Consider the following 23102-nt stretch of genomic DNA (forward strand, 5'->3'; position numbering starts at 1 on the left):
CGGAACGGGTCTTCATGGCGTTTGTCCCGCGCCTTCCTTCGGTTGTAAGGCGAACGCGTTCTGCGCAAAATCGACGCACCGAACAGGACGGCCGCCGCCGCGATCGCGGCGCAGTGGCACCTGACACCGATCTAGCACGCTGCCGCTAGCGGCGGCCGCACCGATCCGCGCCGGTCAGGGCTCGGGTGGCGAATCCGCCTCGGCGGCAGGCGCATCGGTCTCGGTCGGCACGGACACCGGCCGCAACAGCACCCAGACCAGGAAGGCGATTGCCACCGCACCCATGCCGAGACCGGCCCAGACGTTCACATTCACACCACCGGTCTTGGCCTCCTCGGCGGCGGTATTGTGCACCAGCCCCGTCACGATCAAGATGACGGCATAACTGCCGAGCAGTGCGCCGACAATGGTGCGGATATCGAAAAGCATCGGCTGGCCTCCTTATCCGACAATGATATTGAGGGCGATGACCAGGACCAGGGCAATGCCCGCGAGCAGCACCGGACGCTGATACCAGGGCAGGCTGGCCTCGTCCGGATCGTGGCGCAATTGTTTGGGCGTCTCCGAATAGACGAGCCCGACGAGTTCGGCATCCGGTTTCGATGCCGTCACCTGGGTGACCGCGACGCTGACGGCGATATCGACGACGAAGGCGACACCGGCCGCAACGAAACTCGACCCCTGGCCCGACATTTCGAAGACATCGGTCTTGTGCAGGATGAAAACCACAATGGCCGACAGGGTTCCGAAGACCAGCCCCATCCAACCCGCCGTCGGTGTCATCCGCTTCCAGAACATGCCCAGAATGAAGGTCGCGAACAATGGCGCGTTGAAGAAGCTGAACAGTGTCTGCAGGTAGTCCATCATATTGCTGAAATTGGCCGCGATGAAGGCGGTTCCGATGGCCGCGACGGTCGCACCTACCGTGGCCAGCCGCCCCACGGTCAGGTAGTAGCCGTCCGGTCGATCCCGGCGCACATACTGCTGCCAGAGGTCATAGCTGAACACCGTATTGAATGCGGAGACATTGGCGGCCATCCCGGCCATGAACGCCGCGAGCAATCCGGCGAGCCCGACGCCGAGCAGCCCGTTCGGCAGCACATCCTTCATCAGATACAGCAGCGCCTGATTATAGGTGACATCACCGGAGAAGTTCGGATCGGCCGTCACCGCCGCCTTGTACTCGCGCATCTGCGGCACCAGCACCGCGCTGATCATGCCGGGAATCACCACGATCAATGGAATGAACATCTTCGGGTAGGCGCCGATGATCGGGGTGCGCCGCGCGGCGGAAATGGAATGCGTCGCCAGGGCGCGCTGCACCTCGACGAAGTTGGTGGTCCAGTATCCGAACGAGAGCACGAATCCGAGTCCGAACACAATGCCGACCACGGAGAGGAAGCTATTGGAGAACCCACTGAGCGCGGTGCCCGGCCAGGACTCCAACTGTTCGGCGCCGCCCGGTGATGCGGTCACCTTGTCCCGCAGCCCCTCCCAGCCACCCGCCTTGTGCAGGCCGACCAGGGTCAGCGGCAGCAGTGCGGCGACGATGACGAAGAACTGCAGCACCTCGTTGTAGATCGCCGCGGACAGTCCACCGAGGGTGATGTAGGAGAGCACGATCGCCGCCGCGACGATCACCGACACCCACAGCGGCCAGCCGAGCAGCACATTCAGGATGGAGCCGAGCAGGTACAGATTCACTCCGGCAATGAGCACCTGCGCGATCGCGAAGCTCAACGCGTTGACCAGATGTGCGCCGGTGCCGAAGCGCCGACGCATGAACTCCGGCACACTGCGCACCTTGGAGCCGTAGTAGAACGGCATCATCACCACACCGAGGAACAGCATGGCGGGCACCGCGCCGATCCAGAAGTAGTGGAAGGTCGGGAAGCCGTATTCGGCGCCATTGGCCGACATGCCCATGATCTCGACCGCGCCGAGATTGGCGGAGATGAAGGCCAGTCCGGTCACCCAGGCGGGCAGCGATCGGCCGGAGAGGAAGAAGTCGATACTCGACGAGACCCGCCGCCTGGCCAGCAGACCGATGCCGAGTACGAAGAGGAAATACAGCGCGACCAGCACATAGTCCACGGGCTGCGCGTCCAGGCGCAGCGTCGACGAGGCCTGCACCGAGTCGGTATCCGGCGCTGCTATGAAAACGGTCGAATCGGCAAGCGGCACAGCGTCGTCCCTCCAGGCATTAACCGGGCGTCGAGCCAGTCGTGCGTTCTACTGTGCGTGATTGTGCCGCACCCACGCGGCACAATCACGCACATAGGTCGGATGTATCGCCCGATCGGCTGCTCAGTCGACGCGGTGGGCGCCAGCTCCCGGCAGCACCACGAAGGTGCGCGGTGCGTCGAAACCCGATTGCGCGAACCGGTTTCGCACCGCTTCGGCGACCGTCGCGGTGTCATCGCGATCGGTGAGCGCGATGACACTGCCGCCGAACCCGCCGCCGACCATGCGCGCACCGTGCGCCCCGGTGTCCAGCGCCGCGGCGACAGCCGTGTCCAGAGCCGGTGTGGACACGGCGAAATCATCGCGCAGGGATGCGTGCGCCGCGGTGAGTATCGGGCCGATCTCGCGCGGATCCGCACCGGCCCGCAACTTTTTGGCAACTGTCAGCACTCGCGCATTCTCGGTGACAACGTGTCGAGCCCGCTGACGCAGGACCGGATCGGCGATCCGCTCGAGCGCCACGATCGAATCGACATCGCGCAGTGCGGATACGCCGAGTTCGACGGCTGCCGCCTCGCACTCGGCGCGCCGGGTGGCGTAGCCCCCGTCGACCAACTCGTGCGGTTGTCCGGTATCGATCACGAGCAGTTCCAATCCGAACCGGTTCAGGTCGAACGGGATCTGTTCGTACCCACCGCCGCGGCTCGCCGCACTGCGAAAGTCACGAACGTCGAGGAAGAGCGCGTGTCCCGCCCGGCACAGTATGGAGGCGGACTGATCGAGCACGCCCGTCGGCACTCCCACGTAGTCGTTCTCGGCGGCGCGCGCGATATCGATCAACTCCCGATCGGTGACGCTGGGCGCGAACAGATCTCGCAGGGCAACCGCCACCGCACACAACAACGCGGCCGAGGAGGATAGGCCAGCGCCGATCGGCACCGCGCCGTCGAGTTCGAGATCGACCCCGTCGACCGGATACCCGTGCCGCACGAATTCGGACACAACGCCCAGCGGATACCGCGCCCACGGCGGCAGCCGATCCCGTTCCGCGCCAAGGTCACCCGGCTCGACAAGCACCACCTGACCGGGGCGCTGCCACGACGCCACCCGCACAAGTCCGTCTCGGCGGACCTCCGCCACACACTCGACTACCAGCGGTAATGCGATGGGCAGCACGAAGCCGTCGTTGTAATCGGTGTGCTCACCGATGATATTGACCCGCCCGGGCGCCACCCACTTCGGCACGAATTCCTCACTTCGTTCTATCGGCCAGTGCCCACGCCTGCCATCCCAGCAACCACCGGAACCACACCCTACGAGACACGCCGCGCGAGCACGGTCTTCGGTCGGCGCGGATGCGCGATCGATCTTCTTGACGCGCAGTCGAATTTGACGCAATACCGGCCTGCAAAATCGACCGACCGTTTCGGGAGGGCATTATGATTCACACGACCCCACGCAGCGGCCTACTCGGGCTGCAGTGGATCGATCGACTACTCCCGCCTATGGGCAGGCCGGATCGCGACGATCAGCGTGACTCCGGAGCTCCACTGACGATCGAGATCGGCGCGGCGACCGGGGCGGGCCCGATGGCTATGTCGGCCTTCGATGCGGCACTGCGTGACCTGGGAGTAGGTGATGCCAACTTGATTCGCCTGTCATCGGTCATTCCGCCGCGCGCCACCTTGGCCCGCACGGGTCGGGTCCGCAAGCCGATCCCCTGGGGAGATCGGCTCTACTGTGTCTACGCCGCGCAGCATGCGCACGCGGCGGGTGAGCGGGCCGGCGCTGGTATCGGCTGGGTACTGCGCGACGACGGTTCCGGCGCCGGACTTTTCGTCGAACACGAGGCCGAAACCGCCGCGGAGGTCGCGCGACTGATCCGATCCAGTCTGACCGATATGACCCGCAACCGGCCCGAGCGGTTCGGCCCGATTCAGCTGTGCACCACCGAGGCCCGCTGCGATCGCACGCCGACCTGCGCGCTGGTACTGGCCGCGTACCGCACCACCCCGTGGGGGCAGCGATGACGGCGGCAGCGCGCAGCGATTCGACGGGGGTTGTCGGTCGGGCGACGGGTGGGCTGCACGTCACTATCGAATCGCGCATTCCGGACGACCGGATCGAGATGTTCCACCGGCTCGACGAGGAGGCCTTCGGCCCGTTGCGGACCAAGGCCATTGCCAGACAGGTCCTGCACCGTTCCGAATTCCACGAGGAGATGATCGATCCGCGGGTCGCCAAACATGTCGCGCGCACGGCGACCGGCGAACCCGTCGGGGTGACGACGCTGACCAAACATCTCGAGACCGTGCCGTGGATCAGTCCGGAGTACTTCGCCACCCGCTATCCCGAGTACGCGGCGCGCGATGCGATCTACTACGCCGGATTCACCCTTGTTGCGCCAAGTGCACGACAAGGCGCCGCGTTCCATGCCATGATCAAATCAGTTGTCCAGGTACTGGTGGCCGAGCGCGCCGCGGTCGGTTGGGACATCTGCTCGTACAACAACACTCGTTTTTCCTTCGCCGACAGCATTCGAGCGGTGCTCGATGAGCAACAGGCGAACGTCGAAGTCGCGGTGGAGGATTCACAGACCTACTACGCGGCGCGGTTCACTGGGGATGGAGCGACCTAGGGGGGCTGATGACAGTCAGCGAAGAGCAGTCGACGACCGCCCGCCACGGCCTCGAAATGTGGTGGAGCACAGTACTTCTCGCCGGCATCGCGATCGGGCTCGCGGTACTGCTCCTGGTCGATCGGCAGCCCCTGTCGCTGCTGACCATGGCCGCCGTGGTGATCGGCGCGCTCACCATGATCGGCATCGGCCTGTGGCGGCACCGACCCGAGCGGCCGCTGCCCTGGTATCTGCTCTCGGCCTCGGCCGTGCTGTTCGGCACGGGCACGGCCACCCGGGAGATCGACGATCACGCGATGCACCCGATCGATGATCTGTTCACTCTCGCAGGCTATTTCGGTATCGGCGTGGCCGCGACGCTGTGGCTGCGCCCGCGCCGGGTCCGGGCCAACTACGACCTGCTGCTCGACTCCGCGCTCATCGGGCTCGGTGCCCTGCTGGCCTCGTGGACTTTTCTGATCTCACCGATCCTGCAATCGCACGACACCACGGTGAACACCCTGGTTGCCGCGACCTATCCGGTACTGGACGCATTGCTGCTGGCCCTCGTCGCGCATTCGATGGCGACCGCGACCCGGTCGGAGACCTCGCTGCGCCTACTGCACGTCGGCCTGATCGCGGTGCTCATCGGCGATCTCGGCTACAGTCTCGATACCGTCGGCAGCGCACCCGTCGGACACGAGATACTGCCGGCGCCACTGCTGCTCGCCTACCTGATCGTCGGTGTCGCGGCACTGCATCCGACCATGGCGACCCTCGGTGCGCCCCGGCGCATCCACCCACATCACTCGCGGCAGCGGGCCAGTTTCATCGCGGTCGCGTTGATCGTGGCCTCGCTGGTTCCGGTGGTCGGCTCCAGCCTGGACACCCTGGATCGGGCGGTGGTCTCCTCGCTGTGCGCACTGCTGCTCATCGGTGTGCTGGTACGCAGCGAACGCGCCATCGTGCGCAGTGCGCGCAGTGAACGGCGCGCGCAGTACCAGGCCGATCACGATATGCTCACCGGATTGCTCAACCGGTCCGCCCTGCTGCGCGCGTTGCATCGCAACCGCGAGTACTGGATCGAGCAGCCATTGTGTCTGCTTTTCATCGATCTCGACGGCTTCAAGATGGTCAATGACAGCTATGGCCATGCGGTCGGCGATGAGCTGATCGCGAATGCGGCATCCCGGATCCGGCGCGTCATACGGCACGACGATGTGGTGGCCCGCTACGGCGGCGACGAATTCGTGGTGCTCGCGCCGCTCGAGCGGCAGGAGGCGACCATGCTCGCGGAACGACTACTCGGCGCCTTCGTTCGGCCGTTCGAGCTGAGCGCGGGCGAAATCCCTATCACCGCGAGTGTCGGACTGGCCTGCGGCAGCCCGCACAGCTCCGAGGACACCATCTACGACCTCATCCGGTATGCGGATTCGGCGATGTACCACGCGAAGGAGTACTCGCTCGGCTACGCATTCCACGACGATCTGCGCCACGGTGCGGACACGCGCCATGGCAGCGACACCCACCACGGCACCGCCGACTCGGGACGCCGGATCTGGCGCCCGAGCGGCAGGTCGCACAATGCCAGCGGGAAGTCTGCCAGCACCGCGGTTTGATCAGCCCGGCACCGCGGTCCGATCAGCCAGTACCGCCAGCTGCTCCGGCCAGTACCGCGGTCTAGTCCGACAGCTCCTCGAGCAGCCGCTTCGCTTCGGCTAACTCGGCCTGTAACTGGTGCACCTTGGACTCCTGCACCACGCGGGCCGCCTCCAGGATTCCGGCCACTACCTCGGCCACCTCCGGATGCAGCACCTTGGCCGCCTGCGCCACCGCCGAGCTGGTCACCGGCAGCCCGCGCACGGACTTCTTCTTACCGCTGACCACATCGACCGACCATTCGCCGTCCGCGGTTCCGGTAAGCGTCACCGTGACCTCGGGCGCCTTCGCCTTGGCGCGGGCGGCGGGCGCCTTGGCCGCGGGCTTCGCGGCACCCGTGGATGCGGCCGGTTTGGCCGGTTCGGCGGCGGGGGCAACGGGTTTCGGCGCGACCGGGGTCGGGCTCGGTGGAGCGGCGATGCTCGTTGTCAAGGTCGACGGCTGGGTCACAGTGGATTCCTTCCTGGTTGTCGACTTCGGCTGGGCAGGACTAGCGGTCGCCGCCTTATCCCGCGGCGGCTTGGTCAACGTGACTTCGGTCGGAGAAAAGGACAGTACATCCTTCGATCCGGTCGGCTTGACCCGCAGGAAGTCACTTTCGGATCGATCGCCGATCTCGACCACCTTGCCGGACCGTCCCTCCGGCACGCCAACCGCGGCCGCGGTGAACCACACCATCGGCGGGCGACCGCCCTCGATGTCCGTGGCGATCTGCTGAATTTCAGTGTCCGACAACGGCTGTGGTTTCGTTCTTGGGGACGGCATGGTGCACTCCGAGCGCTATTCGTGGATGGCTGCGTGCACAGATGATGCCGCACGCCACCGACAGATACACAGGCCACCACCGAATCCGCCCAGGATCAGGCAAGATTCCAAAATTCAGCAAATGTAGAGCTATCAGCGTCGCGGGGCCCTCGGATAGCCGGATCCGCTCCTACGTCGTGGGCGCCTGCAGAGCGGGGAACCAGATTTCGGCGAGGACCTCGGCGGCCCGGTCGGCGGTGACGTCGATGGTGCCCTGCATGGCCCAGCGGGTGAAGAAGCGTTCCAGTTGGGCGACAAGCAGTTCCACGCGCAACCGGGCCTCGTCCTGACGGTCGGCGGGCCAACGGGCGAGGTAGGAGGTCATGGCATTGGGTAGGGCGAGGATGCCCTGCCGGGCGAGTTCGCGGAACTCCGGTTCCAGCGCGGTGGCCTCGTCCCAGGCGGGCAGCAGATCCTTGTATTCCTGGAACCAGGCGATAGCCCGGGTCACCCAGTCCACGAACTCCGCGCGCGAGCCGGTATCGAGCACCCGGTCCAGATCCTCGTAGAAGTGCAGCGCGGTCGGCGCGGTGCCCTGTTCGGCAATGGCCCGCAGCAACTCCTGCTTACTGGCGAAATGCAAGTAGAAGGTGGCGCGGCTGCAGCCGACGGCGGCGGTGATGTCGTCCACCCGGACCGCCGCATAGCCCCGCTCGGTGAACAGCGCTTTCGCGCCATCCAGCAATTTCGCGCGGGTCTGCAATTTCTGCTCGTCGCGCAGACTCAGCGGGTTCGACTTGGTCGGCATGGGGTGCGGCCACCTCGGGTCTGTCGTCGGAGAAGTCCGAGAACGCGGGCTTCGCTAGACATCATGTCATTCACTAGACACCAAGTCTAGCCAGTGCTACTTTGTTGCCTACGTCACTCCACGGTCGCAGGCGGCTGGCGGATCGTTCGGGCACCGCATCCGGTGCCGCCGATAGGTGACGGCAATCCTTCAGACGAGGACCAGTGAATTGACTCAACGCAATCTGCCCCGGGTATGCGTCATCGGCGCGGGCCCCTCCGGTATCACCGCCGCAAAACGCCTGCAGGACTTCGATATTCCCTTCGATGTCTTCGAGGCCAGTGATGAAGTCGGCGGCAATTGGTACTTCAAGAATCCCAATGGCATGTCGGCCTGCTACCAGTCGCTGCATATCGACACCAGCAAGTTCCGCCTGGCGTTCGAGGATTACCCGGCGCCGGAGGAGTGGCCGGATTTCCCGCACCATTCGCAGCTGTTCCAGTACTTCCGCGACTATGTCGAGCATTTCGGCTTCCGCGACAAGATCCTCTTCGATACCAAGGTCACCGCGGCCGAACGGCAGGACGACGGTCGCTGGCTGGTCACCGCGAGCGACGGCCGCACCCGCGGCTACGACGCGCTGATCGTCTGCAACGGCCACCACTGGGATCCGCGCACGCCCGACTATCCCGGCGAATTCGACGGCGTGCTGATACACAGCCATGCCTACAACGACCCGTTCGACCCGGTCGATATGCGCGGCAAGAAGGTCGTGGTGGTCGGCATGGGCAACTCCGGGCTGGATATCGCCTCGGAGCTCTCGCAGCGCTTCATCGCCGAGAAGCTGACCGTCTCGGCCCGGCGCGGGGTGTGGGTGCTGCCGAAATATGTGCACGGCGCGGTCGGTGACAAACAGAGTGTGCCGCCGTGGATTCCGCGCAAGGTCAGCATGAAGCTCAAGCAGCGCTTCGTGCGCAAGTTCCGCGGCGATATGGAGTTCTACGGACTGCCGAAGCCGGATCACAAGCCGTTCGAGGCGCATCCTTCGGCCAGTGAGGAGTTCCTGCATCGCGCCGGATGCGGCGATATCGCCTTCAAACCGGCCATTACCGCACTGGAGGGTCCGCGGGTGCGCTTCGCCGACGGCAGCACCGAGGAGGTGGATGTGATCGTCTGCGCCACCGGCTATCGCATCAGCTTCCCGTTCTTCTCGGATCCGAAGCTGGTGCCCGACGAGCAGAATCGCATTCCGCTGTTCAAGCAGATGCTGAAGCCGGGTGTGGACAATCTGTTCTATCTCGGCCTGGCTCAACCGCTGCCGACCCTGGTGAATTTCGCCGAACAGCAGTCCAAGTTGGTCGCGGCATATCTGACCGGCAAGTACCTGCCGCCGTCGGAAGCGGAGATGAACGCGGAGATCGCCGCGGCCGAGGAGCGCCGCAGCGGGCGGTACTACAACTCGCCCCGGCACACGATCCAGATCGAATTCGAGCCCTACGTGCGCGATATGAACCGCGAACTGGCCAGGGGCGCAAAGCGCGCCGCCGCCGCTGGCCATGCGCTGCCGGTGCCCGCCCGCGCGTTCGAGAATGCGTGAGGGGGCGCTCATCATGACGACGTCAGGATTCTGCGCTGACGAATTCCACGGTGTGCGAACGGAATTGGCGAACCAGATCGCCTCGGGCGAGGAGCTCGGCGCGGCGATCTGTGTGCTGGTGGACGGCGAACCGGTCGTGGATATCTGGGGCGGACACCGCGATCTCGAACGCACCGTGCCATGGACCGAGGACACCTTGGTCAATGTCTTCTCCATCAGCAAGACCATGACCGCGCTGACCGCGCTGCTGCTGGTCGACCGCGGTGAGCTGGATGTGCAGCAAAAGGTCGCACACTACTGGCCGGAATTCGCCGCCAACGGCAAGGCCGATATCGAGATCCGCCATCTGCTCGGGCACACCTCCGGTGTCTCCGGCTGGGAACGGCCGATCGAACTGGCCGATATCTACGACACCGAAGCGGCCAGCGCCCGGCTCGCCGCGCAGCCGCCCTGGTGGGAACCGGGCACCGCATCCGGCTATCACGCGCTGAACTACGGACATCTGGTCGGCGAGGTGATCCGCCGCATCACCGGCCGCACGCTCGGGCAGATCTTCGCCGAGGAACTGGCGGGACCGCTGGATGCCGACTTCCATATCGGCACCGGCCCCGAACATCACGACCGGATCGCGCCGCTGGTCCCACCGCCGCTGCTGGAATTCGATATGGCGACGCTCGATCAGGAGAGCATCCTGGTCAAGACGCTCACCAGCCCGTTGCTCGATATTCCGGAGGCCAATAGCGCCGCGTGGCGCACGGCCGAGATCGGCGCGGTGAACGGACACGGCAATGCCCGTTCGGTGGCCCGCGTGCAATCGCTGGTGTCCTGCGGTGGCGAGCTGAACGGACGCAGGTTCTTGTCGGAGAAGACCATCGACCTGATCTTCGAACAGCAGTCCGACGGTGCGGATCTGGCGCTGCTGCTGCCGCTGCGCTTCGGACTCGGGTACGGTCTCCCCCAGCCGCAAACCGCACCGGAGGTCCCCGACGGCCGGGTCTGCTGGTGGGCCGGGTTCGGCGGCGCCATCGTGGTCAACGACCTCGAGCACCGGGTCACCTTCGCCTACACCATGAACAAGATGGCGCCGGGACTCATCGGCTCCGATCGCGCGAATGCCTATCTGCGCGAGGTGTTTTCGGTGGTGCGGTCATGATGCGGGCATTGCAGCTCACCGATCCTGGTGTGCTGGAGTTGCGCGAGGTTGCGGTGCCCGAGATCGGGCCGACGGATCTGCTGTTGCGCGTCGGCGCGGCCGGAATCTGCCATTCGGATCTGCACGTGCTGCATATCCCGTTCAAGATGCGCGAGGAACCGCTGACGCTCGGGCATGAGGTCGCGGGCACCATCGAAGCGGTCGGCAGCGATGTCCAGGGGCGGGTGGCCGGTGACCGGGGCATCGTCTATCTGTGCTGGTCCTGCGGTGTGTGCCGAGAGTGTGTGAGCGGCAATGAGAATGTCTGTCTGGCCGCCGGTCGGACCGCCATGCCGCCATGTCCCGGACTCGGTCCCGACGGTGGTATGGCGGAGTACATCCGCATCCCCGCAAGCTCTTTCGTACCCATCGGCGACCTGGATTTCCTCCAGGCCGCACCGCTGGCCGACGCGGCTCTGTCGAGCTATCACGCCATCGAGGGCGCGCGGGCACAGCTGCGACCGGGTTCGGTCGCGGTGGTCATCGGCATCGGCGGGCTCGGCCATGTCGCGGTGCAGATCCTCGCCGCGACCAGCGCGGCACGGGTGATCGCGGTCGATATCACCGAGGATAAACTCGCCCTCGCCGCCCGCTGCGGCGCGGCCGAGGGGCTGCTCAGCGGCGCCGACACCGCACGCGAAATTCTGGACCGCACCGACGGTCGCGGCGCCGATGCCGTGTTCGACTTCGTCGGGGTCGACGCGACCGCGACCCTCGCCGTGGAATCGGTTGCCCCCAATGGCGCATACCGAATGATCGGACTCGGCGGCGGCGCACCGGAGATCACCGCGGGACCGGCGGGCGGACCCGGCTGGCCCTGGGGTGCGTCGGTTCGAAAGTCCTACGGCGGCACGAAATCCGATCTGATCAACTCCATTGCACTGGCCCGATCGGGCAGGCTCACCGTCGAGGTCGAACGCTTCGATCTCGCGGACGGCCGCGAAGCCCTCGACCAGCTCGAACGCGGACTCATCACCGGCCGCGCAGTGCTGGTGCCCTAATTGACCCATGAGGAAGTGCCGTTTATGACAAAGCCTTTCGATCCACAGGCAATGGCCGCCCAGGCCGTGGCACGGCTGACCGGGCCGGGTGGTCAGTTCGAGATGACGGTCGAGGATGTCCTCGGCGCACCGATTCCGGTGATCAAGGACCGAGTACGCGCACTGGGCGATGTCCTCGCGAATTCGGTGGCGCTGGGCGATCGCGATTACCTGGTGACCGAGGACCGGCGGATGTCCTATGCCGAACATGCGGCCGCGGTATATGCGCTGGCTCGGGCGTTGCGGGAACGCTACGGCGTCGGAAAGGGCGACCGGATCGGCATTCTCGCGGCCAATACTCCCGAATGGGTGGTGACGTTCTGGGCCGCGCAGGCGCTCGGCGCGATCGCGGTCGGCTACAACGCCTGGTGGATGCCGCGCGAAATCGCCTACGGCCTCGAACACACCGGTCCCGCCGTGCTGATCGTCGATGCGAAACGCGCGGCACAGGTGGCGCAGCTCGATACTCAGGTGCCCGTGCTCACCATGGAGCACGATCTGCCCACACTGATCGGCGAATTCGGCGACGGCGAGGTGCCGCACGCGGCGGTGGACGAGGACGATCCCGCGGTCATCCTCTACACCAGCGGCACCAGCGGCCGCCCCAAGGGCGCGGTGCACACCCATCGAAACCTGGTGGCGGTCATCGACTATCACCGGTTCAACGACGCACTCGCCGCCGCCTTCCAGGGCGGTGTCGACGACGGTGGTCCGAAGGGACGTCGCTTCCTGCTCACCTCCCCGCTGTTCCACATCGCCAGCCTGCACAATCTGGTGCTGCCGCGGATGGCGACCGGCGATACCGCCGTCATCTACCAGGGCGCATTCGATGCCGAACGGATACTGCGGCTGATCGAGCGGGAGCGGATCTCCAACTGGGGCGCCATGCCGACCATGGCGAGTCGACTGCTCGAGGTCGATATGTCGAACTACGACCTGTCATCGCTGGCCGCCTTCTCGCTCAACTCCGCGCCGTCCTCGGCCGCGCTGCAACAGCAACTGCGCGACCAGCTTCCGGTCGCCAAGACCGCGCTGGTGACCAGCTATGGCATGACCGAATGCAGTACCGCGGCGACCATCGCAGCACCGGCCGAACTCGCCGCCTTCCCGGATACCGTGGGCCGCCCGGTAATCGGCGTCGAGTTGCAGATCCGTGATGAGCTCGGGGAACCGGTCGTCGAGGGGGTGGAAGGCGAGATCTGCGTGCGCAGCCCGTATGTCATGCTCGGCTACTGGGCCGACGATGCCGCGACGACAGCCGCCATCACCGCCGACCGCTGGCTGCGCACCGGCGATATCGGCGTACTCGAACAGGGCCGACTCCGGCTGTCCGGGAGGCGTTCGGATCTCATCCTGCGCGGGGGCGAGAACGTCTATCCGACCGAGGTCGAGCAGTGCCTGGACGAACATCCCGCGGTCCGCGAATGCGCCGTCGTCGGCCTGCCCGATGACGATCTGGGGCAACAGGTCGCGGCGCTCGTCGTCGTCGAGAGTCTTTCCGCCACAAACGAACAGGAGCTCATCGAGTTCGCGAAGCAGCGCATCGCCTACTACAAGGTCCCCGCGCGCTGGCGGCTCACCACCACACCGTTGACCCGCAATGCGACCGGCAAGGTCGTGCGCGCCGGAATCGCCGAAGCCCTGTCTGCCGACTCGGCCTCGGATCAGCACTGAGATATGAGAAGTCATGTACGACACCATCATTAGCGGCGGACGCTGGTTCGACGGCGCCGCCTCCCCATCGGCCATCCGCCACCTCGGCATTCGCGACGGCGCTATCGCCGTGGTCTCGGCCGAACCGCTCGATGAGACCGACTGCCCGAATGTCATCGATGCCGCCGGGAAGTGGGTGATTCCCGGCATGATCGACATCCACACCCACTACGACGTCGAGGTGCTGCAGAGTCCGGCACTCGCCGAATCCATCCGGCACGGCATCACCACCGTACTGCTCGGTTCGTGCTCGCTGTCCACGGTGCATGTCGGCGCATCCGACGCCGGTGATCTCTTCGGGCGGGTCGAGGCCATCCCGCGCAAACATGTGGTCGCGGCGATGACCGAAACCAAATCCTGGACATCGGCGCGCGAATATGTGGCGGCATTGGAGGCACTGCCGCTCGGTCCGAATCTCGCCGCGTTCATCGGACATTCCGATATCCGGGCCGCCGAGATGGGACTGGATCGTGCCACCCGCAAGGAGGTCCGCCCCACCGAGGCCGAATTGGCGGCCATGGCCGCGAAACTCGATGAGGCGCTGGACGCGGGCTTCGTCGGCATGTCCTCCCAGCAGCTGTTGTTCGACAAACTCGACGGTGAGGTGTGCCGCTCGCGCACCCTGCCATCGACCTATGCCACCACGCGGGAACGCCGCAGACTCAATGCCATCCTGCGCCGCCGCGGCCGGGCGCTGCAGGGCGGTCCGGATGTGGCGCGACCGCAGAGTCTGGTCGCGATGGCGGCGAGCAGCCTCGGCATCTTCCGCAAGCCGCTCAAGGTCAGCCTGCTCTCGGCGGCCGATATCAAGGCCATTCCCGCTGTCGCCCAGATGTTTCCGCTGATCGCCCGGGTACTCAACCGGCTGGGCGGCGACTTCCGCTGGCAACATCTGCCGGTGCCGTTCGAGGTGTACTCCGACGGTATCGATCTGCCGGTCTTCGAGGAGTTCGGTTCGGGTGCGGCGGCCCTGCACCTGTCCAACCAACTGGAACAGCGCCGGGAACTGCTGCGCGACGAGGGCTATCGACGCCGGTTCCGCAAGGACTACGACAAGAAGTTCGGGCCGCGGGTCTGGCATCGCGACTTCTTCGATGCCGAAATCGTGGCGTGCCCGGATCAATCGGTACTCGGCAAGACCTTCGGTCAGGTCGGCCTCGATCGCGGTGGACTGCATCCGGTGGACGCGTTCCTGGATCTGGTCGTCGAATACGGCGGCAAAGTGCGTTGGCGGACAACCATTTCCAATCACCGGCCGCAGGTGCTGGACAAGTTCGCCGCCGATCCCGGTGTGCAGCTGGGCTTTTCCGATGCCGGTGCGCACCTGCGCAATATGGCCTTCTACAACTTCGGGCTGCGGTTCCTGCGCCGGGTGCACGACGCCGAGCGCGCGGGCCGACCGTTCCTATCCCTGGAGCGGGCCGTGCACCGGATCACCGGCGAACTCGCCGACTGGTACGGCATCGACGCGGGCCATCTGCGCCCGGGTGACCGCGCCGACCTGGTCGTCATCGATCCAGCGCATCTCGACGAGACCGTCGAGGCCTACGCCGAACATCCGGTCGAAATATTCGACAACCTCCCCCGCATGGTCAACCGCAATGATGCGACTGTGACCGCAGTACTGGTCGGCGGTGAATACGTCTTCGGCAATGGTGTGGCGGCGCCGGTCCTCGGCACCGAGCGCACGGGCCGATTCCTCCGGGCGGGCACGACATAGGTCCGAACCCGCCGTACCGACCGGCCGCTCGGCGATTCACTGATCGCCGAGGCCATCTCCGCCGACGTGGTGTCGGATCAGCATTGAGATGCGAGTAGAAGTTCGGTCTACATTGGCTACAACGTATCTCGCAGCGTTCGGGCAAGCGACCGAAAGGAAACCCCTGGACACACGCAAACGGCCCTCAGCCTCCTGGCTGAGGGCCGCTCTGGTACTCGGGGCTACCGGCGTTCGAACTCGCCGTCGTTCACCCCGGCAGTGAAGGCGGACCACTCGCGGGGGGTGAAGACCAGCGCCGGGCCAGTCGGATTCTTGGAGTCCCGCACGCCGACCATGTCCCCGTCGAGGAAGGCGACCTCAACGCACTCGCTCCCCCCTGAACTGTGGCTGGACTTGAACCACTGTGCCCCGGTCAGGTCAGTTTTCACACTTATACTCCCTTTGGCTGAGGGCCGTTCTGGCACTCGGGCTACCGGCGTTCGAACTCTCCATCTGCCACACCAGCAGTGAAGGTGTCCCACTCGCCGGGGGTGAAGACCAGCGCCGGGCCAGTCGGATTCTTGGAGTCCCGCACGCCGACCACGCCCCCGTCGAGGAAGGCGACCTCTACGCACTCTTGACCTCCGGCGCTGCGGCTGGACTTGAACCAGCGGGCATTGGTCAAATCAACGCTCACTCTCGTACTCCCTTGCTATCTCACGCACGATGTCGCGGCTTGGACGAGCATCCACGGTCGCAACGTGTACTCTCTCGAACGCTTCACGGTACCTCCGTACGTCCAGTGCGCGTTCGAAGTACATCCCACCTGTGAAGTTCTCAGCAAACACCACTGGCGGCTCGGTCGGCCTGCCCCGGCCGTCGCGAGGGAAGTCCAGGATCACGAACGGTGGCAGCGCCATCCCGAACGGGAACCCAGCCCTGTACGGCAATACACGGATGTCAATGTTGTCTCGCGTGCTCAGGTCCGCGATGTGCCGCAACTGGGCGGCCATCACACGCCGATCCCCTACCACGGTTCGTAAAGCCGCCTCTTGCAGAACGATACAGGCCGTGACCGGTTGGCGGCTCCGGGTGAGGGCCGCTTGCCGTTGCTTTCGCAGCTCTACACGGCGGTCCAGTTCCGCATCGGACTCGTCCGGGAAATACGCCCGGTCCAGTGCCCGCGAGTAGTCGGCAGTCTGAAGCAGCCCCGGTATCACCAACGGCTGGAAGACGCCCAATTCCTTTGCGCCAGACTCCAATCCGACGTAAAGATTGAAACCTGCGGGGATGAGATCGCCATAGGCATGCCACCAAGACTTCGCGGGTGTCTGCTCGGCTAGGCCCTTGGCGATAGCTGTCTTCTCCTCGTCGAGTCCGTAAATTTCGCAGAGCGCCAATACATCTCGCCCCCTGACCTTTTCAGTCAAACCACGTTCCAGACGGCTCAGGGTGGACTTGTTCCACTCCATGACCGCCGCAGCCCGTTCCACAGTAAGCCCGGCACCCTCGCGCGCCTCTTTGAGATACCGCCCGAGCTGCCTACGTGGCAGGGTGCTGCCTGTTTCCTCTGACTCATCGATCTCGATCACACACTCCCCCAGCTGGTTGCGTTCCGAAGTCGTTATTTGTTGCAGAATGCGGCGATCGTAGATGGCGTTGCACAACACGCCCAGGCGATTTGCGCGCGTTTTCCCGAGTCGTCATTTTGCCGCGCCCGACATCGGCGCTTGACACACCCTTTCTCTCATGGCGACAACTCCCAACTCGGCAAGGCGCAGGCCGCAGTGCTGACGGTACTGGAGCTGGGCCAATCCTTGAATCATCGAGGTACGAGAGGTCGGCAGATGTCGAAACATGTACTTCCGCAACGAGACCCGTTCACCGGACCACCAGTCCCGTACACGGGCGCAACCGTCGATGTGGTCGAACTCTTCGCCGACGCGCTACGCGAGTGGAGCACCACCGAGCCACCCCGCACCGAGCACCACAACCGAAGGGCCTAAATCGCGTGGAGCACATAGCATTTGGGGATACGCCCGCATCACGCTGCGTCTACTACCGGCAGGTGTGCGACCTTCCCGCGACCATCGACCCGCCGCACTTGGGCCGGATCGTCATGCGCGCCGATTTCATTTGGGCGCTGATGATGCCGCTCCCGCTCGGACAAGCGGTGAAGGCACACATGCAACGCGACGACCACGATATCGGTCCGATCCTGTCCCATCCTCGGTCATCTCGCTGGAGCTACCTCGTGCGGCCGGACTTGCCCGATGACGACTATCTTTTCGCGGAAATGTTCCGGCTCAACGTCTCGGTGGTCCGTACCGGCGGCACCATCGCGTTGCCGAGCCCCGCAGATCAACACGTGGAGTTCCGGCGCTGGATCGAACCACCCCGTTGCACGTTCCGCCCCTCCGGGCTCGTCGTAGTCGATGCGATCCGTGCTTACGCCGGTTCGGGCCGGTCTCCCATGGTGACACGGGCGTGATGTCCGACATCCAGCCCCAACGGCGCGAAATCGCCCCATCCGTACGGGCATTACTCGCGGAATTCCACGCCGACACCCGAGACAAGCTCGGCCTCGCCCTGACCGATAGCGCGCCGATCTACGAGGGCACAGACGGCTCGTTGAGCCGGGTCACCGACGGCTGGATATCCGACTCGGACGCAGACCTCGACAAAGCCGACGCAATCACCATCACACCGACCAGCGTCCGCGACATCGAGGAACAATGAACCCGCAAACCCCACAGCACCAAGACATTTCGCCGCTACCGCACGAACCTGACGTACACCTCAGCGTATTCGTCCACGGCGTGCGAATGGACTTCGCCGCATGCCTTACCGCCGCACTGGTCTTCGTTGCGGAACATCGGTCACGCCACTACGTGGACGCCGTGAACGTGATCCCCGGCGACACTACCGGATACCGGAGACTCCCCAACGAACGCTTGTATCTTCAGCCATGAACATCGACACTGAACGGTTCGGCGAGACAGCTGGCCCGGAGTCGTCGCTGGAGGTTGCCGATCGACGGGCCGGTTCGTCGATAAGGCGGTCGCAACACAGCGGGGTAGGGTTCAAGGCGGCGAGGCTGCTCTATTGGTTGGGGGAGATTCCCTATGGCACCACAAATTCCGGGAATGCCGACGCCGCCGCCGGATGACTCGGTGATCGAGATCCCCCATATGCTGCTGGGTTTCCTGGAGCAGGGGACCTGCCTCGGTGCCGAGCTGACGGATACCGGACGCGGAACCTTCACCCTCAGCGGCACCCCGGTGACCGATCTGGAAGCCTTGCAGCAGATGAACCTCCCCGACCATGAAACCGCCATCGAGGTGCCAATAGGAAAGGAAATCCGGCCCGTATGAAGCTGATCCAGGGCGAGGAATTCGTCGACCTCTTCCGCGCTGGTGCCTGGAAGCGGGCCTTTCACCTGGAAACCCAGGACGAGTACCTCGTCGCTGACGAGCATGAACCGTTCCGCAAGTTTCTGGCCGGAGAGCCCGACGACTACGAGTGGTGCCGTTCCTGGGATACCCTGATCAACGAGGTGACGTCAACCGGCAAGCAGGTTCATCGCGTCCGGTTGGTCAGTATTCCGCATGTGGACTACACCCGGTTCGGCCTGACGATCGCCCCGCTGAACATCCAAGCGGGCGAGGAGATCAAGTGGCTGCCGCGCCCCCTGATCGACTCCGCCGAGCTGGCCGGCGACGACTACTGGCTGTTTGATGACCGCCTGGTCGTCTTCGTCACCTTCAAAGAAGATGGTGACTTCGGCGGGTTCGCCGTCACCGAGGATCCGGTGATCGCGGCTCACTGCGTCGCCATTCGTGACAAAGTGTGGGGCCTCGGTGTCCCGCACGCTGACTACGTGGAGAGCGACTTCGCTGCTGCCAAGTGACCAGCTCCAGCGTTCGTGATGCCAGAGAGGCGTTAGGCGCCCGTCTTCGGGAGCTGCGCAAAGACGCGGGCCTCTCTGGCGTCCAGCTGGCCGAGCTGACGGGGTGGCACTCCTCGAAGATATCCAAGATCGAGAGCGGCAAGCAGGCACCGTCCGAAGCTGACATCCGGATCTGGTGCCGCCACTGCAAGGCCAAGCCGCAGGTGCCCGATCTGATCGCCACGCTGCGCAACGTTGAAGCGGCCTATGTCGAAGCTTGTATCTTCAGCCGTGAACACCCCCACTGACCGGTTCGGCCGACACAGTGCCAGCGCCCCGCCAGACAGCTTGCGAATGCCCGTCGAGCGCAGTCATAGGGCGGTCGAATACGCCTGGGCGACGACCATTCGAATACGTTCGACAGATCCCGGCCCTGGGGCTCGACACGGCAGGAGCTAACTGGACGCGGCGCTAGCCCGGAGCCGTTGCTGAAGGTTGCCGATCGGCGGGCCGGTCGTTGATACGCCGGTCGCGGCGGAGTGGGGTAGGGCTCGAGGTGGTGAGACTGCTATATCGGTTGGGGGAGACTTCCGATGGCACCACAAATTCCGGGAATGCCGACGCCGCCACTGGATGACGCTGGACAGGCTCCGCACGGTTCGCAACCGTGGTACAGCCGCGCCGACGACATCAGAGCTGGCGCGGTGGACTCATCCGGTCGACGCGTTCCTGGATCTGGTCGTCGAATACTGCGGCAAAGTGCGTTGGCGGACAACCATTTCCAACCACCGGCCGCAGGTGCTGGACAGGTTCGCGGCCGATCCCGGTGTGCAACTGGGCTTTTCCGATGCCGGTGCACACCTGCGCAATATGGCCTTCTACAACTTCGGACTGCGGTTCCTACGCTTCACCGTCGACAATCGCTACTTCGTCTGGCGCTCCGGCGTCACCGCGGACGGAAACATCGTCTACGCCATGGGCCCTGCGCTGTCCGTACGCACCCGCGCCGAACTGCTGCACCGTGCGGGGGCGGTGCGGGCGATGGAGTTCGACATCAACACCGAGTGGGTCTCGTTCATGACCTACGACAGCATCCGCGACCCCATCAACCCGCCCGCCACCAAACTTCTCCCCGAATTCCGTCGAAACGGGGGACGCTACTTCAACACCGAGGAACGCGACTTCGTCGCCGTCTGCAGTCGTCAGCCTTGCACGAATTCGTAGGTGTAAAACAGCAGGCCGTCACCCATCTTTCGTGTGTTGACCAGGTGCAGCGGCTTCTTGTCGCTGGTCTCGTCGAAGAAACGCAGGCCGGTTCCCAGCACGACCGGGAAAACTACCAGCCGCAGTTCGTCGAGCAGGTTGTGTTCTATCAGTGTGCGCGCGAGCTGATAGCTGGCGTAGATCAGGATTTCCCCGTCCACTTTCCGCTTCAGCTCCGAAACCTCCTTCACCACTTCACCGCCCAGGACCGTGACGTTGCCCCAACGCGGATCTTCCAGAGTCGACGACACGACGTACTTGGGCATGCTTCTCACCCTGTTCGCCCACTCGGGGCTCACACGGCCCTCCGCCAAATTGCGCTCTGTCATCCGGTCTGCGAACCACTCGTTGGTACGCCCGCCCAGCAGCAGCACCTCGGCATCGAGGGCTTCCTGCGTCTCGCGAGCGGTCCAATCTTGGAGGTCCCCGGCCCCGACGAACTGGTGGAACCAGCCGCCCCGCTCGAAGCCTTCCGCGCCGTCCGGGTCTTGGACCACTCCATCGAGTGTCACATTCGAGGTGAGGATGATCTTTCCCATTTCCGTGCTCCTTTGACAATGTTGTCGGCTATCACTGGTCTAGACGCCACGGCATTCGAAAAGGAGGCGCTCTGCGACCGCCCCGTTCGCGCCTTGGCCGACGTCCATACGGGATGGAACTGCACACAAGGAATGAGGTGGCGGGAGTGGAGTTGGCGCGAACGGACCTGTTGTCGAGGGCGCAGGCCGGCGACGGCGAGGCATTCCGAGCGCTGACCGAGCCACACCGTCGCGAGCTACAGGTGCACTGCTACCGGATGCTCGGATCGTTTCAGGATGCCGAGGACGTTCTCCAGGACACGATGCTCGCCGCTTGGCGAGGTCTCGAACGATTCGACGGCCGCGCCTCACTTCGCACCTGGCTCTACCGCATCGCCACCAACCGGTGCCTCGACGCGCTGCGCTCTGCTCGCCGACGTCCTGCAAAGCAGTGGGACATCCCGGGAATCGAACTACCGGAACCCACTGGACTCGGCGAAATCCACTGGCTCGAGCCCTATCCCGACGCCCTTTTGGACGGTGCGATCAGTGTGCCGCTCGGTCCGGAGGCGCGCTACGAGCAAACCGAATCCATTTCCCTGGCCTTTGTGACCGCCCTGCAGATCTTGCCGCCGCGCCAGCTCGCCGTCCTCATCCTGCGCGACGTCCTCGGATTCCACGCGAACGAAGTAGCCGACATGCTGGACACGACCGTCGAATCGGTCAAAAGCGCCCTCAAACGCGCGCGTGCAGGAATGCAGCGCCAACTGCCGGTGATTACTGCCCGAGAGCAGCCGCCTGCCAGCGACTCACCTGCCGAGGACGCAATCGTGGCGAAGTTCGTCAGCGCCTACGAATCTGCCGACATCGACGCGTTGGTGGCTCTGTTGACCGACGACGTCTTCATGTCGATGCCACCGATACCGCTGGAATACCAGGGCCGAGACATCGTCGCCCGCTTCTTCGCACTCATTTTCGGCTCGGCACAGAGATTCGAACTGGTGCCGACGCGAGCCAACGGTCAGCCGGCATTCGGGGTCTACCGACACCCCTGGACCGGCGTCCACGGATCCGGCCTCTTCGTCCTCACTCTCGCCGGTGACCGAATCGGCGCCATGACCCGCTTCGAAAACACTGTCCTCCCCATATTCGGCCTGCCGCAATCCCCCCCGAGTGCCCAGTAGACCCGCCGTACCGACCGGCCACTCGGCGATTCGCGTCGCCGTCCGATCCGCGCTACCTTATCTGTTACTGGCGAACACAGGTGTTCGCTTATCCACTCGCAAGGAGGCGATGTGGCGATATTTGCGCACCAGGGTCGGAATGTAGTCTATGACCGGGTCGGCAGCGGGCCACCCATCGTGCTGCTGCACAATGCGGGCACCCAGCGTCATATCTGGGACGATCAGGTCGGCGAATTGCGGCATCACTACGAGGTTTTCGCACTCGACCTGCCCGGTTACGGTGAATCCGACCAGCCGGCCGACGGCTACCGGCTCGCGGACTATATGCGGATGCTCGAGGCCTTCCTCGCCGCGCAGGATCTCACCGATGTCGTGCTGATCGGCAACTGCCTCGGGGCCGCCACCTCGTTGCGGTATGCGATGGCGCATCCGGACAACGTCCGGGCTCTGGTGCTGTGCAACCCGCTGACCTGGCATACCGTCCGCGCCGGACGCCAAGCCGGACTGGCCTGGGTCGATGCCAGGCTCCCACTCGCACCGGTGGCACGCTGGCTCGCGCTGCCGGATGCGGTCGTCTCCCGAATCGTTGCCGACCAGTTGGGTGCGGACGGGCGGCGCCGGAATCTGCACCGCTCGCCGCGACTGAGGGCCCACTGGGGCGATAAGGGGCGGCTGCAGGCGCTGCACGGGCTGGTGCAGGACTTCCCGACCTATGCCGAACTCGATGTGTTCACTCCCGGCCCCGGGTTCCCGCCGATCTGCACCATCTGGGGTCAGCAGAACCGCATCCTGTCGGCGCGGGCGGGTGCTCAACTCGACGAGACGCTGCGGACGCACACCCGGATCCAGCTAACCGAATGCGGACATCTGCCGATGGTTGAGGAGCCGCAGACCGTGACGAATGCCATCACCACCTTCCTCGCCGCCAAGGAGGTGCGGCAGTACCGAACAGAGAAACACCAGGTCAAACCCTGATTCCAGGGTGTTGATATGGTTGTTTGGCGAAGCGAAGCGCG

General features: G+C 64.8%; 25 protein-coding genes and 1 pseudogene. 17 read left to right on the top strand and 9 right to left on the bottom strand.

The window, feature by feature from the left end; translation table 11 throughout:
* Nucleotides 1–174: 174 nt before the first annotated feature.
* The 3 genes from ACWEO2_RS29005 to galK form a co-directional block, all read right to left on the bottom strand.
* On the bottom strand, nt 175–429 hold the full coding sequence (locus tag ACWEO2_RS29005; RefSeq protein ID WP_452408217.1) for a hypothetical protein: 255 nt from the start codon (nt 427–429) through the stop codon (nt 175–177).
* 12 nt (nt 430–441) lie between these two features.
* Nucleotides 442–2133: a sodium:solute symporter family protein gene (locus ACWEO2_RS29010; protein ID WP_452408295.1), complete on the bottom strand. Its 1692-nt coding sequence runs from the start codon at nt 2131–2133 to the stop codon at nt 442–444.
* A 174-nt stretch (nt 2134–2307) separates the two neighbouring features.
* Complete coding sequence (gene galK, locus ACWEO2_RS29015; protein WP_452408218.1) at nt 2308–3429, bottom strand: galactokinase; 1122 nt, start codon at nt 3427–3429, stop codon at nt 2308–2310.
* Nucleotides 3430–3623: 194 nt separating this feature from the next.
* On the opposite strand from galK, the gene ACWEO2_RS29020 reads away from it, so the two are divergent.
* From ACWEO2_RS29020 to ACWEO2_RS29030, 3 genes are read left to right on the top strand one after another with little or no spacing between them, the layout of a single operon-like run.
* Nucleotides 3624–4214 (top strand): pyruvoyl-dependent arginine decarboxylase, encoded by a 591-nt coding sequence (locus tag ACWEO2_RS29020; protein WP_452408219.1) that lies wholly within the window; start codon nt 3624–3626, stop codon nt 4212–4214.
* Entirely contained in the window at nt 4211–4822 is a 612-nt protein-coding gene (locus tag ACWEO2_RS29025; RefSeq protein ID WP_452408220.1) for a hypothetical protein, read from the top strand. Before ACWEO2_RS29020 ends, ACWEO2_RS29025 begins: the two co-directional genes overlap by 4 nt.
* 8 nt (nt 4823–4830) lie before the next feature.
* The gene (locus tag ACWEO2_RS29030; protein WP_452408221.1) at nt 4831–6420 is read left to right on the top strand and encodes a diguanylate cyclase domain-containing protein; all 1590 of its coding nucleotides are present in this window, start codon (nt 4831–4833) and stop codon (nt 6418–6420) included.
* Nucleotides 6421–6481: 61 nt separating this feature from the next.
* Here ACWEO2_RS29030 and ACWEO2_RS29035 read toward each other — a convergent pair whose 3' ends face one another.
* Entirely contained in the window at nt 6482–7195 is a 714-nt protein-coding gene (locus tag ACWEO2_RS29035) for a DUF6319 family protein (protein ID WP_452408222.1), read from the bottom strand.
* A 199-nt stretch (nt 7196–7394) separates the two neighbouring features.
* A complete protein-coding gene (locus ACWEO2_RS29040; protein ID WP_355188876.1) occupies nt 7395–8012 on the bottom strand; it encodes a TetR/AcrR family transcriptional regulator in 618 nt (205 codons plus the stop codon).
* Between the two features lie 208 nt (nt 8013–8220).
* Between ACWEO2_RS29040 and ACWEO2_RS29045 the strand changes: the two genes are divergently transcribed.
* The 5 genes from ACWEO2_RS29045 to ACWEO2_RS29065 are packed head-to-tail and all read left to right on the top strand — an operon-like array spanning nt 8221 to nt 15253.
* On the top strand, nt 8221–9588 hold the full coding sequence (locus ACWEO2_RS29045; RefSeq protein WP_452408223.1) for a flavin-containing monooxygenase: 1368 nt from the start codon (nt 8221–8223) through the stop codon (nt 9586–9588).
* A 13-nt stretch (nt 9589–9601) separates the two neighbouring features.
* Nucleotides 9602–10741, top strand: a complete 1140-nt coding sequence (locus ACWEO2_RS29050) for a serine hydrolase domain-containing protein (protein ID WP_452408224.1) — start codon at nt 9602–9604, stop codon at nt 10739–10741.
* Nucleotides 10741–11781: an NAD(P)-dependent alcohol dehydrogenase gene (locus ACWEO2_RS29055; protein WP_452408296.1), complete on the top strand. Its 1041-nt coding sequence runs from the start codon at nt 10741–10743 to the stop codon at nt 11779–11781. The genes ACWEO2_RS29050 and ACWEO2_RS29055 overlap by 1 nt, the downstream gene beginning before the upstream one ends.
* A 24-nt stretch (nt 11782–11805) precedes the next feature.
* Nucleotides 11806–13494 carry a class I adenylate-forming enzyme family protein gene (locus ACWEO2_RS29060; protein ID WP_452408225.1) on the top strand — a complete coding sequence of 563 codons (1689 nt, stop codon included), beginning with the start codon at nt 11806–11808 and terminating at the stop codon, nt 13492–13494.
* 13 nt (nt 13495–13507) lie between these two features.
* Nucleotides 13508–15253: an N-acyl-D-amino-acid deacylase family protein gene (locus ACWEO2_RS29065; protein WP_452408226.1), complete on the top strand. Its 1746-nt coding sequence runs from the start codon at nt 13508–13510 to the stop codon at nt 15251–15253.
* Nucleotides 15254–15474: 221 nt separating this feature from the next.
* Here the strand turns inward: ACWEO2_RS29065 and ACWEO2_RS29070 are convergent, their stop codons facing one another.
* Genes ACWEO2_RS29070 through ACWEO2_RS29080 form a run of 3 tightly spaced genes read right to left on the bottom strand, consistent with a single transcriptional unit; the run spans nt 15475 to nt 16824 of the window.
* A complete protein-coding gene (locus tag ACWEO2_RS29070) occupies nt 15475–15681 on the bottom strand; it encodes a DUF397 domain-containing protein (RefSeq protein WP_452408227.1) in 207 nt (68 codons plus the stop codon).
* 41 nt (nt 15682–15722) lie between these two features.
* The gene (locus ACWEO2_RS29075; protein ID WP_452408228.1) at nt 15723–15929 is read right to left on the bottom strand and encodes a DUF397 domain-containing protein; all 207 of its coding nucleotides are present in this window, start codon (nt 15927–15929) and stop codon (nt 15723–15725) included.
* On the bottom strand, nt 15919–16824 hold the full coding sequence (locus ACWEO2_RS29080) for a helix-turn-helix domain-containing protein (protein WP_452408229.1): 906 nt from the start codon (nt 16822–16824) through the stop codon (nt 15919–15921). Before ACWEO2_RS29080 ends, ACWEO2_RS29075 begins: the two co-directional genes overlap by 11 nt.
* Before the next feature lie 255 nt (nt 16825–17079).
* Here ACWEO2_RS29080 and ACWEO2_RS29085 point away from each other — a divergent pair, with 255 nt between their 5' ends.
* The 7 genes and pseudogenes from ACWEO2_RS29085 to ACWEO2_RS29115 form a co-directional block, all read left to right on the top strand.
* Nucleotides 17080–17238: a hypothetical protein gene (locus ACWEO2_RS29085; RefSeq protein WP_452408230.1), complete on the top strand. Its 159-nt coding sequence runs from the start codon at nt 17080–17082 to the stop codon at nt 17236–17238.
* 62 nt (nt 17239–17300) lie between these two features.
* Nucleotides 17301–17723, top strand: coding sequence for a DNA-directed RNA polymerase subunit beta (locus ACWEO2_RS29090; protein WP_452408231.1), 423 nt, complete (start codon nt 17301–17303; stop codon nt 17721–17723).
* Nucleotides 17723–17971, top strand: a complete 249-nt coding sequence (locus tag ACWEO2_RS29095; RefSeq protein WP_452408232.1) for a hypothetical protein — start codon at nt 17723–17725, stop codon at nt 17969–17971. The genes ACWEO2_RS29090 and ACWEO2_RS29095 overlap by 1 nt, the downstream gene beginning before the upstream one ends.
* Nucleotides 17972–18378: 407 nt before the next feature.
* Nucleotides 18379–18606: a hypothetical protein gene (locus tag ACWEO2_RS29100; RefSeq protein WP_452408233.1), complete on the top strand. Its 228-nt coding sequence runs from the start codon at nt 18379–18381 to the stop codon at nt 18604–18606.
* On the top strand, nt 18603–19142 hold the full coding sequence (locus tag ACWEO2_RS29105; protein WP_355188891.1) for a DUF6879 family protein: 540 nt from the start codon (nt 18603–18605) through the stop codon (nt 19140–19142). Before ACWEO2_RS29100 ends, ACWEO2_RS29105 begins: the two co-directional genes overlap by 4 nt.
* Entirely contained in the window at nt 19139–19429 is a 291-nt protein-coding gene (locus ACWEO2_RS29110) for a helix-turn-helix domain-containing protein (RefSeq protein WP_452408234.1), read from the top strand. The genes ACWEO2_RS29105 and ACWEO2_RS29110 overlap by 4 nt, the downstream gene beginning before the upstream one ends.
* A 403-nt stretch (nt 19430–19832) precedes the next feature.
* Nucleotides 19833–20027, top strand: a pseudogene (locus ACWEO2_RS29115) (hypothetical protein); the annotation flags it as partial.
* A 296-nt stretch (nt 20028–20323) separates the two neighbouring features.
* Here ACWEO2_RS29115 and ACWEO2_RS29120 read toward each other — a convergent pair.
* On the bottom strand, nt 20324–20923 hold the full coding sequence (locus ACWEO2_RS29120; protein WP_452408235.1) for a dihydrofolate reductase family protein: 600 nt from the start codon (nt 20921–20923) through the stop codon (nt 20324–20326).
* A gap of 152 nt (nt 20924–21075) precedes the next feature.
* Between ACWEO2_RS29120 and ACWEO2_RS29125 the strand changes: the two genes are divergently transcribed.
* Both ACWEO2_RS29125 and ACWEO2_RS29130 read left to right on the top strand, forming a co-directional pair.
* Entirely contained in the window at nt 21076–22086 is a 1011-nt protein-coding gene (locus tag ACWEO2_RS29125; RefSeq protein ID WP_452408297.1) for a sigma-70 family RNA polymerase sigma factor, read from the top strand.
* Nucleotides 22087–22197: 111 nt separating this feature from the next.
* Nucleotides 22198–23061, top strand: a complete 864-nt coding sequence (locus tag ACWEO2_RS29130; protein WP_452408236.1) for an alpha/beta fold hydrolase — start codon at nt 22198–22200, stop codon at nt 23059–23061.
* Nucleotides 23062–23102: the final 41 nt, after the last annotated feature.

Source organism: Nocardia sp. NPDC004278 (genome assembly GCF_053602975.1).

Excerpts from the sequence above, each read along its gene's own strand:
- ACWEO2_RS29005 (WP_452408217.1), bottom strand. The coding sequence starts at position 429 with ATGCTTTTCGATATCCGCACCATTGTCGGCGCACTGCTCGGCAGTTAT.
- ACWEO2_RS29060 (WP_452408225.1), top strand. The coding sequence starts at position 11,806 with ATGACAAAGCCTTTCGATCCACAGGCAATGGCCGCCCAGGCCGTGGCA.
- ACWEO2_RS29050 (WP_452408224.1), top strand. The coding sequence starts at position 9,602 with ATGACGACGTCAGGATTCTGCGCTGACGAATTCCACGGTGTGCGAACG.
- ACWEO2_RS29120 (WP_452408235.1), bottom strand. The coding sequence starts at position 20,923 with ATGGGAAAGATCATCCTCACCTCGAATGTGACACTCGATGGAGTGGTC.
- ACWEO2_RS29020 (WP_452408219.1), top strand. The coding sequence starts at position 3,624 with ATGATTCACACGACCCCACGCAGCGGCCTACTCGGGCTGCAGTGGATC.
- ACWEO2_RS29100 (WP_452408233.1), top strand. The coding sequence starts at position 18,379 with ATGCCGACGCCGCCGCCGGATGACTCGGTGATCGAGATCCCCCATATG.
- ACWEO2_RS29105 (WP_355188891.1), top strand. The coding sequence starts at position 18,603 with ATGAAGCTGATCCAGGGCGAGGAATTCGTCGACCTCTTCCGCGCTGGT.
- ACWEO2_RS29030 (WP_452408221.1), top strand. The coding sequence starts at position 4,831 with ATGACAGTCAGCGAAGAGCAGTCGACGACCGCCCGCCACGGCCTCGAA.
- ACWEO2_RS29085 (WP_452408230.1), top strand. The coding sequence starts at position 17,080 with ATGTCGAAACATGTACTTCCGCAACGAGACCCGTTCACCGGACCACCA.
- ACWEO2_RS29065 (WP_452408226.1), top strand. The coding sequence starts at position 13,508 with ATGTACGACACCATCATTAGCGGCGGACGCTGGTTCGACGGCGCCGCC.
- ACWEO2_RS29055 (WP_452408296.1), top strand. The coding sequence starts at position 10,741 with ATGCGGGCATTGCAGCTCACCGATCCTGGTGTGCTGGAGTTGCGCGAG.
- ACWEO2_RS29095 (WP_452408232.1), top strand. The coding sequence starts at position 17,723 with ATGTCCGACATCCAGCCCCAACGGCGCGAAATCGCCCCATCCGTACGG.
- ACWEO2_RS29040 (WP_355188876.1), bottom strand. The coding sequence starts at position 8,012 with ATGCCGACCAAGTCGAACCCGCTGAGTCTGCGCGACGAGCAGAAATTG.
- ACWEO2_RS29025 (WP_452408220.1), top strand. The coding sequence starts at position 4,211 with ATGACGGCGGCAGCGCGCAGCGATTCGACGGGGGTTGTCGGTCGGGCG.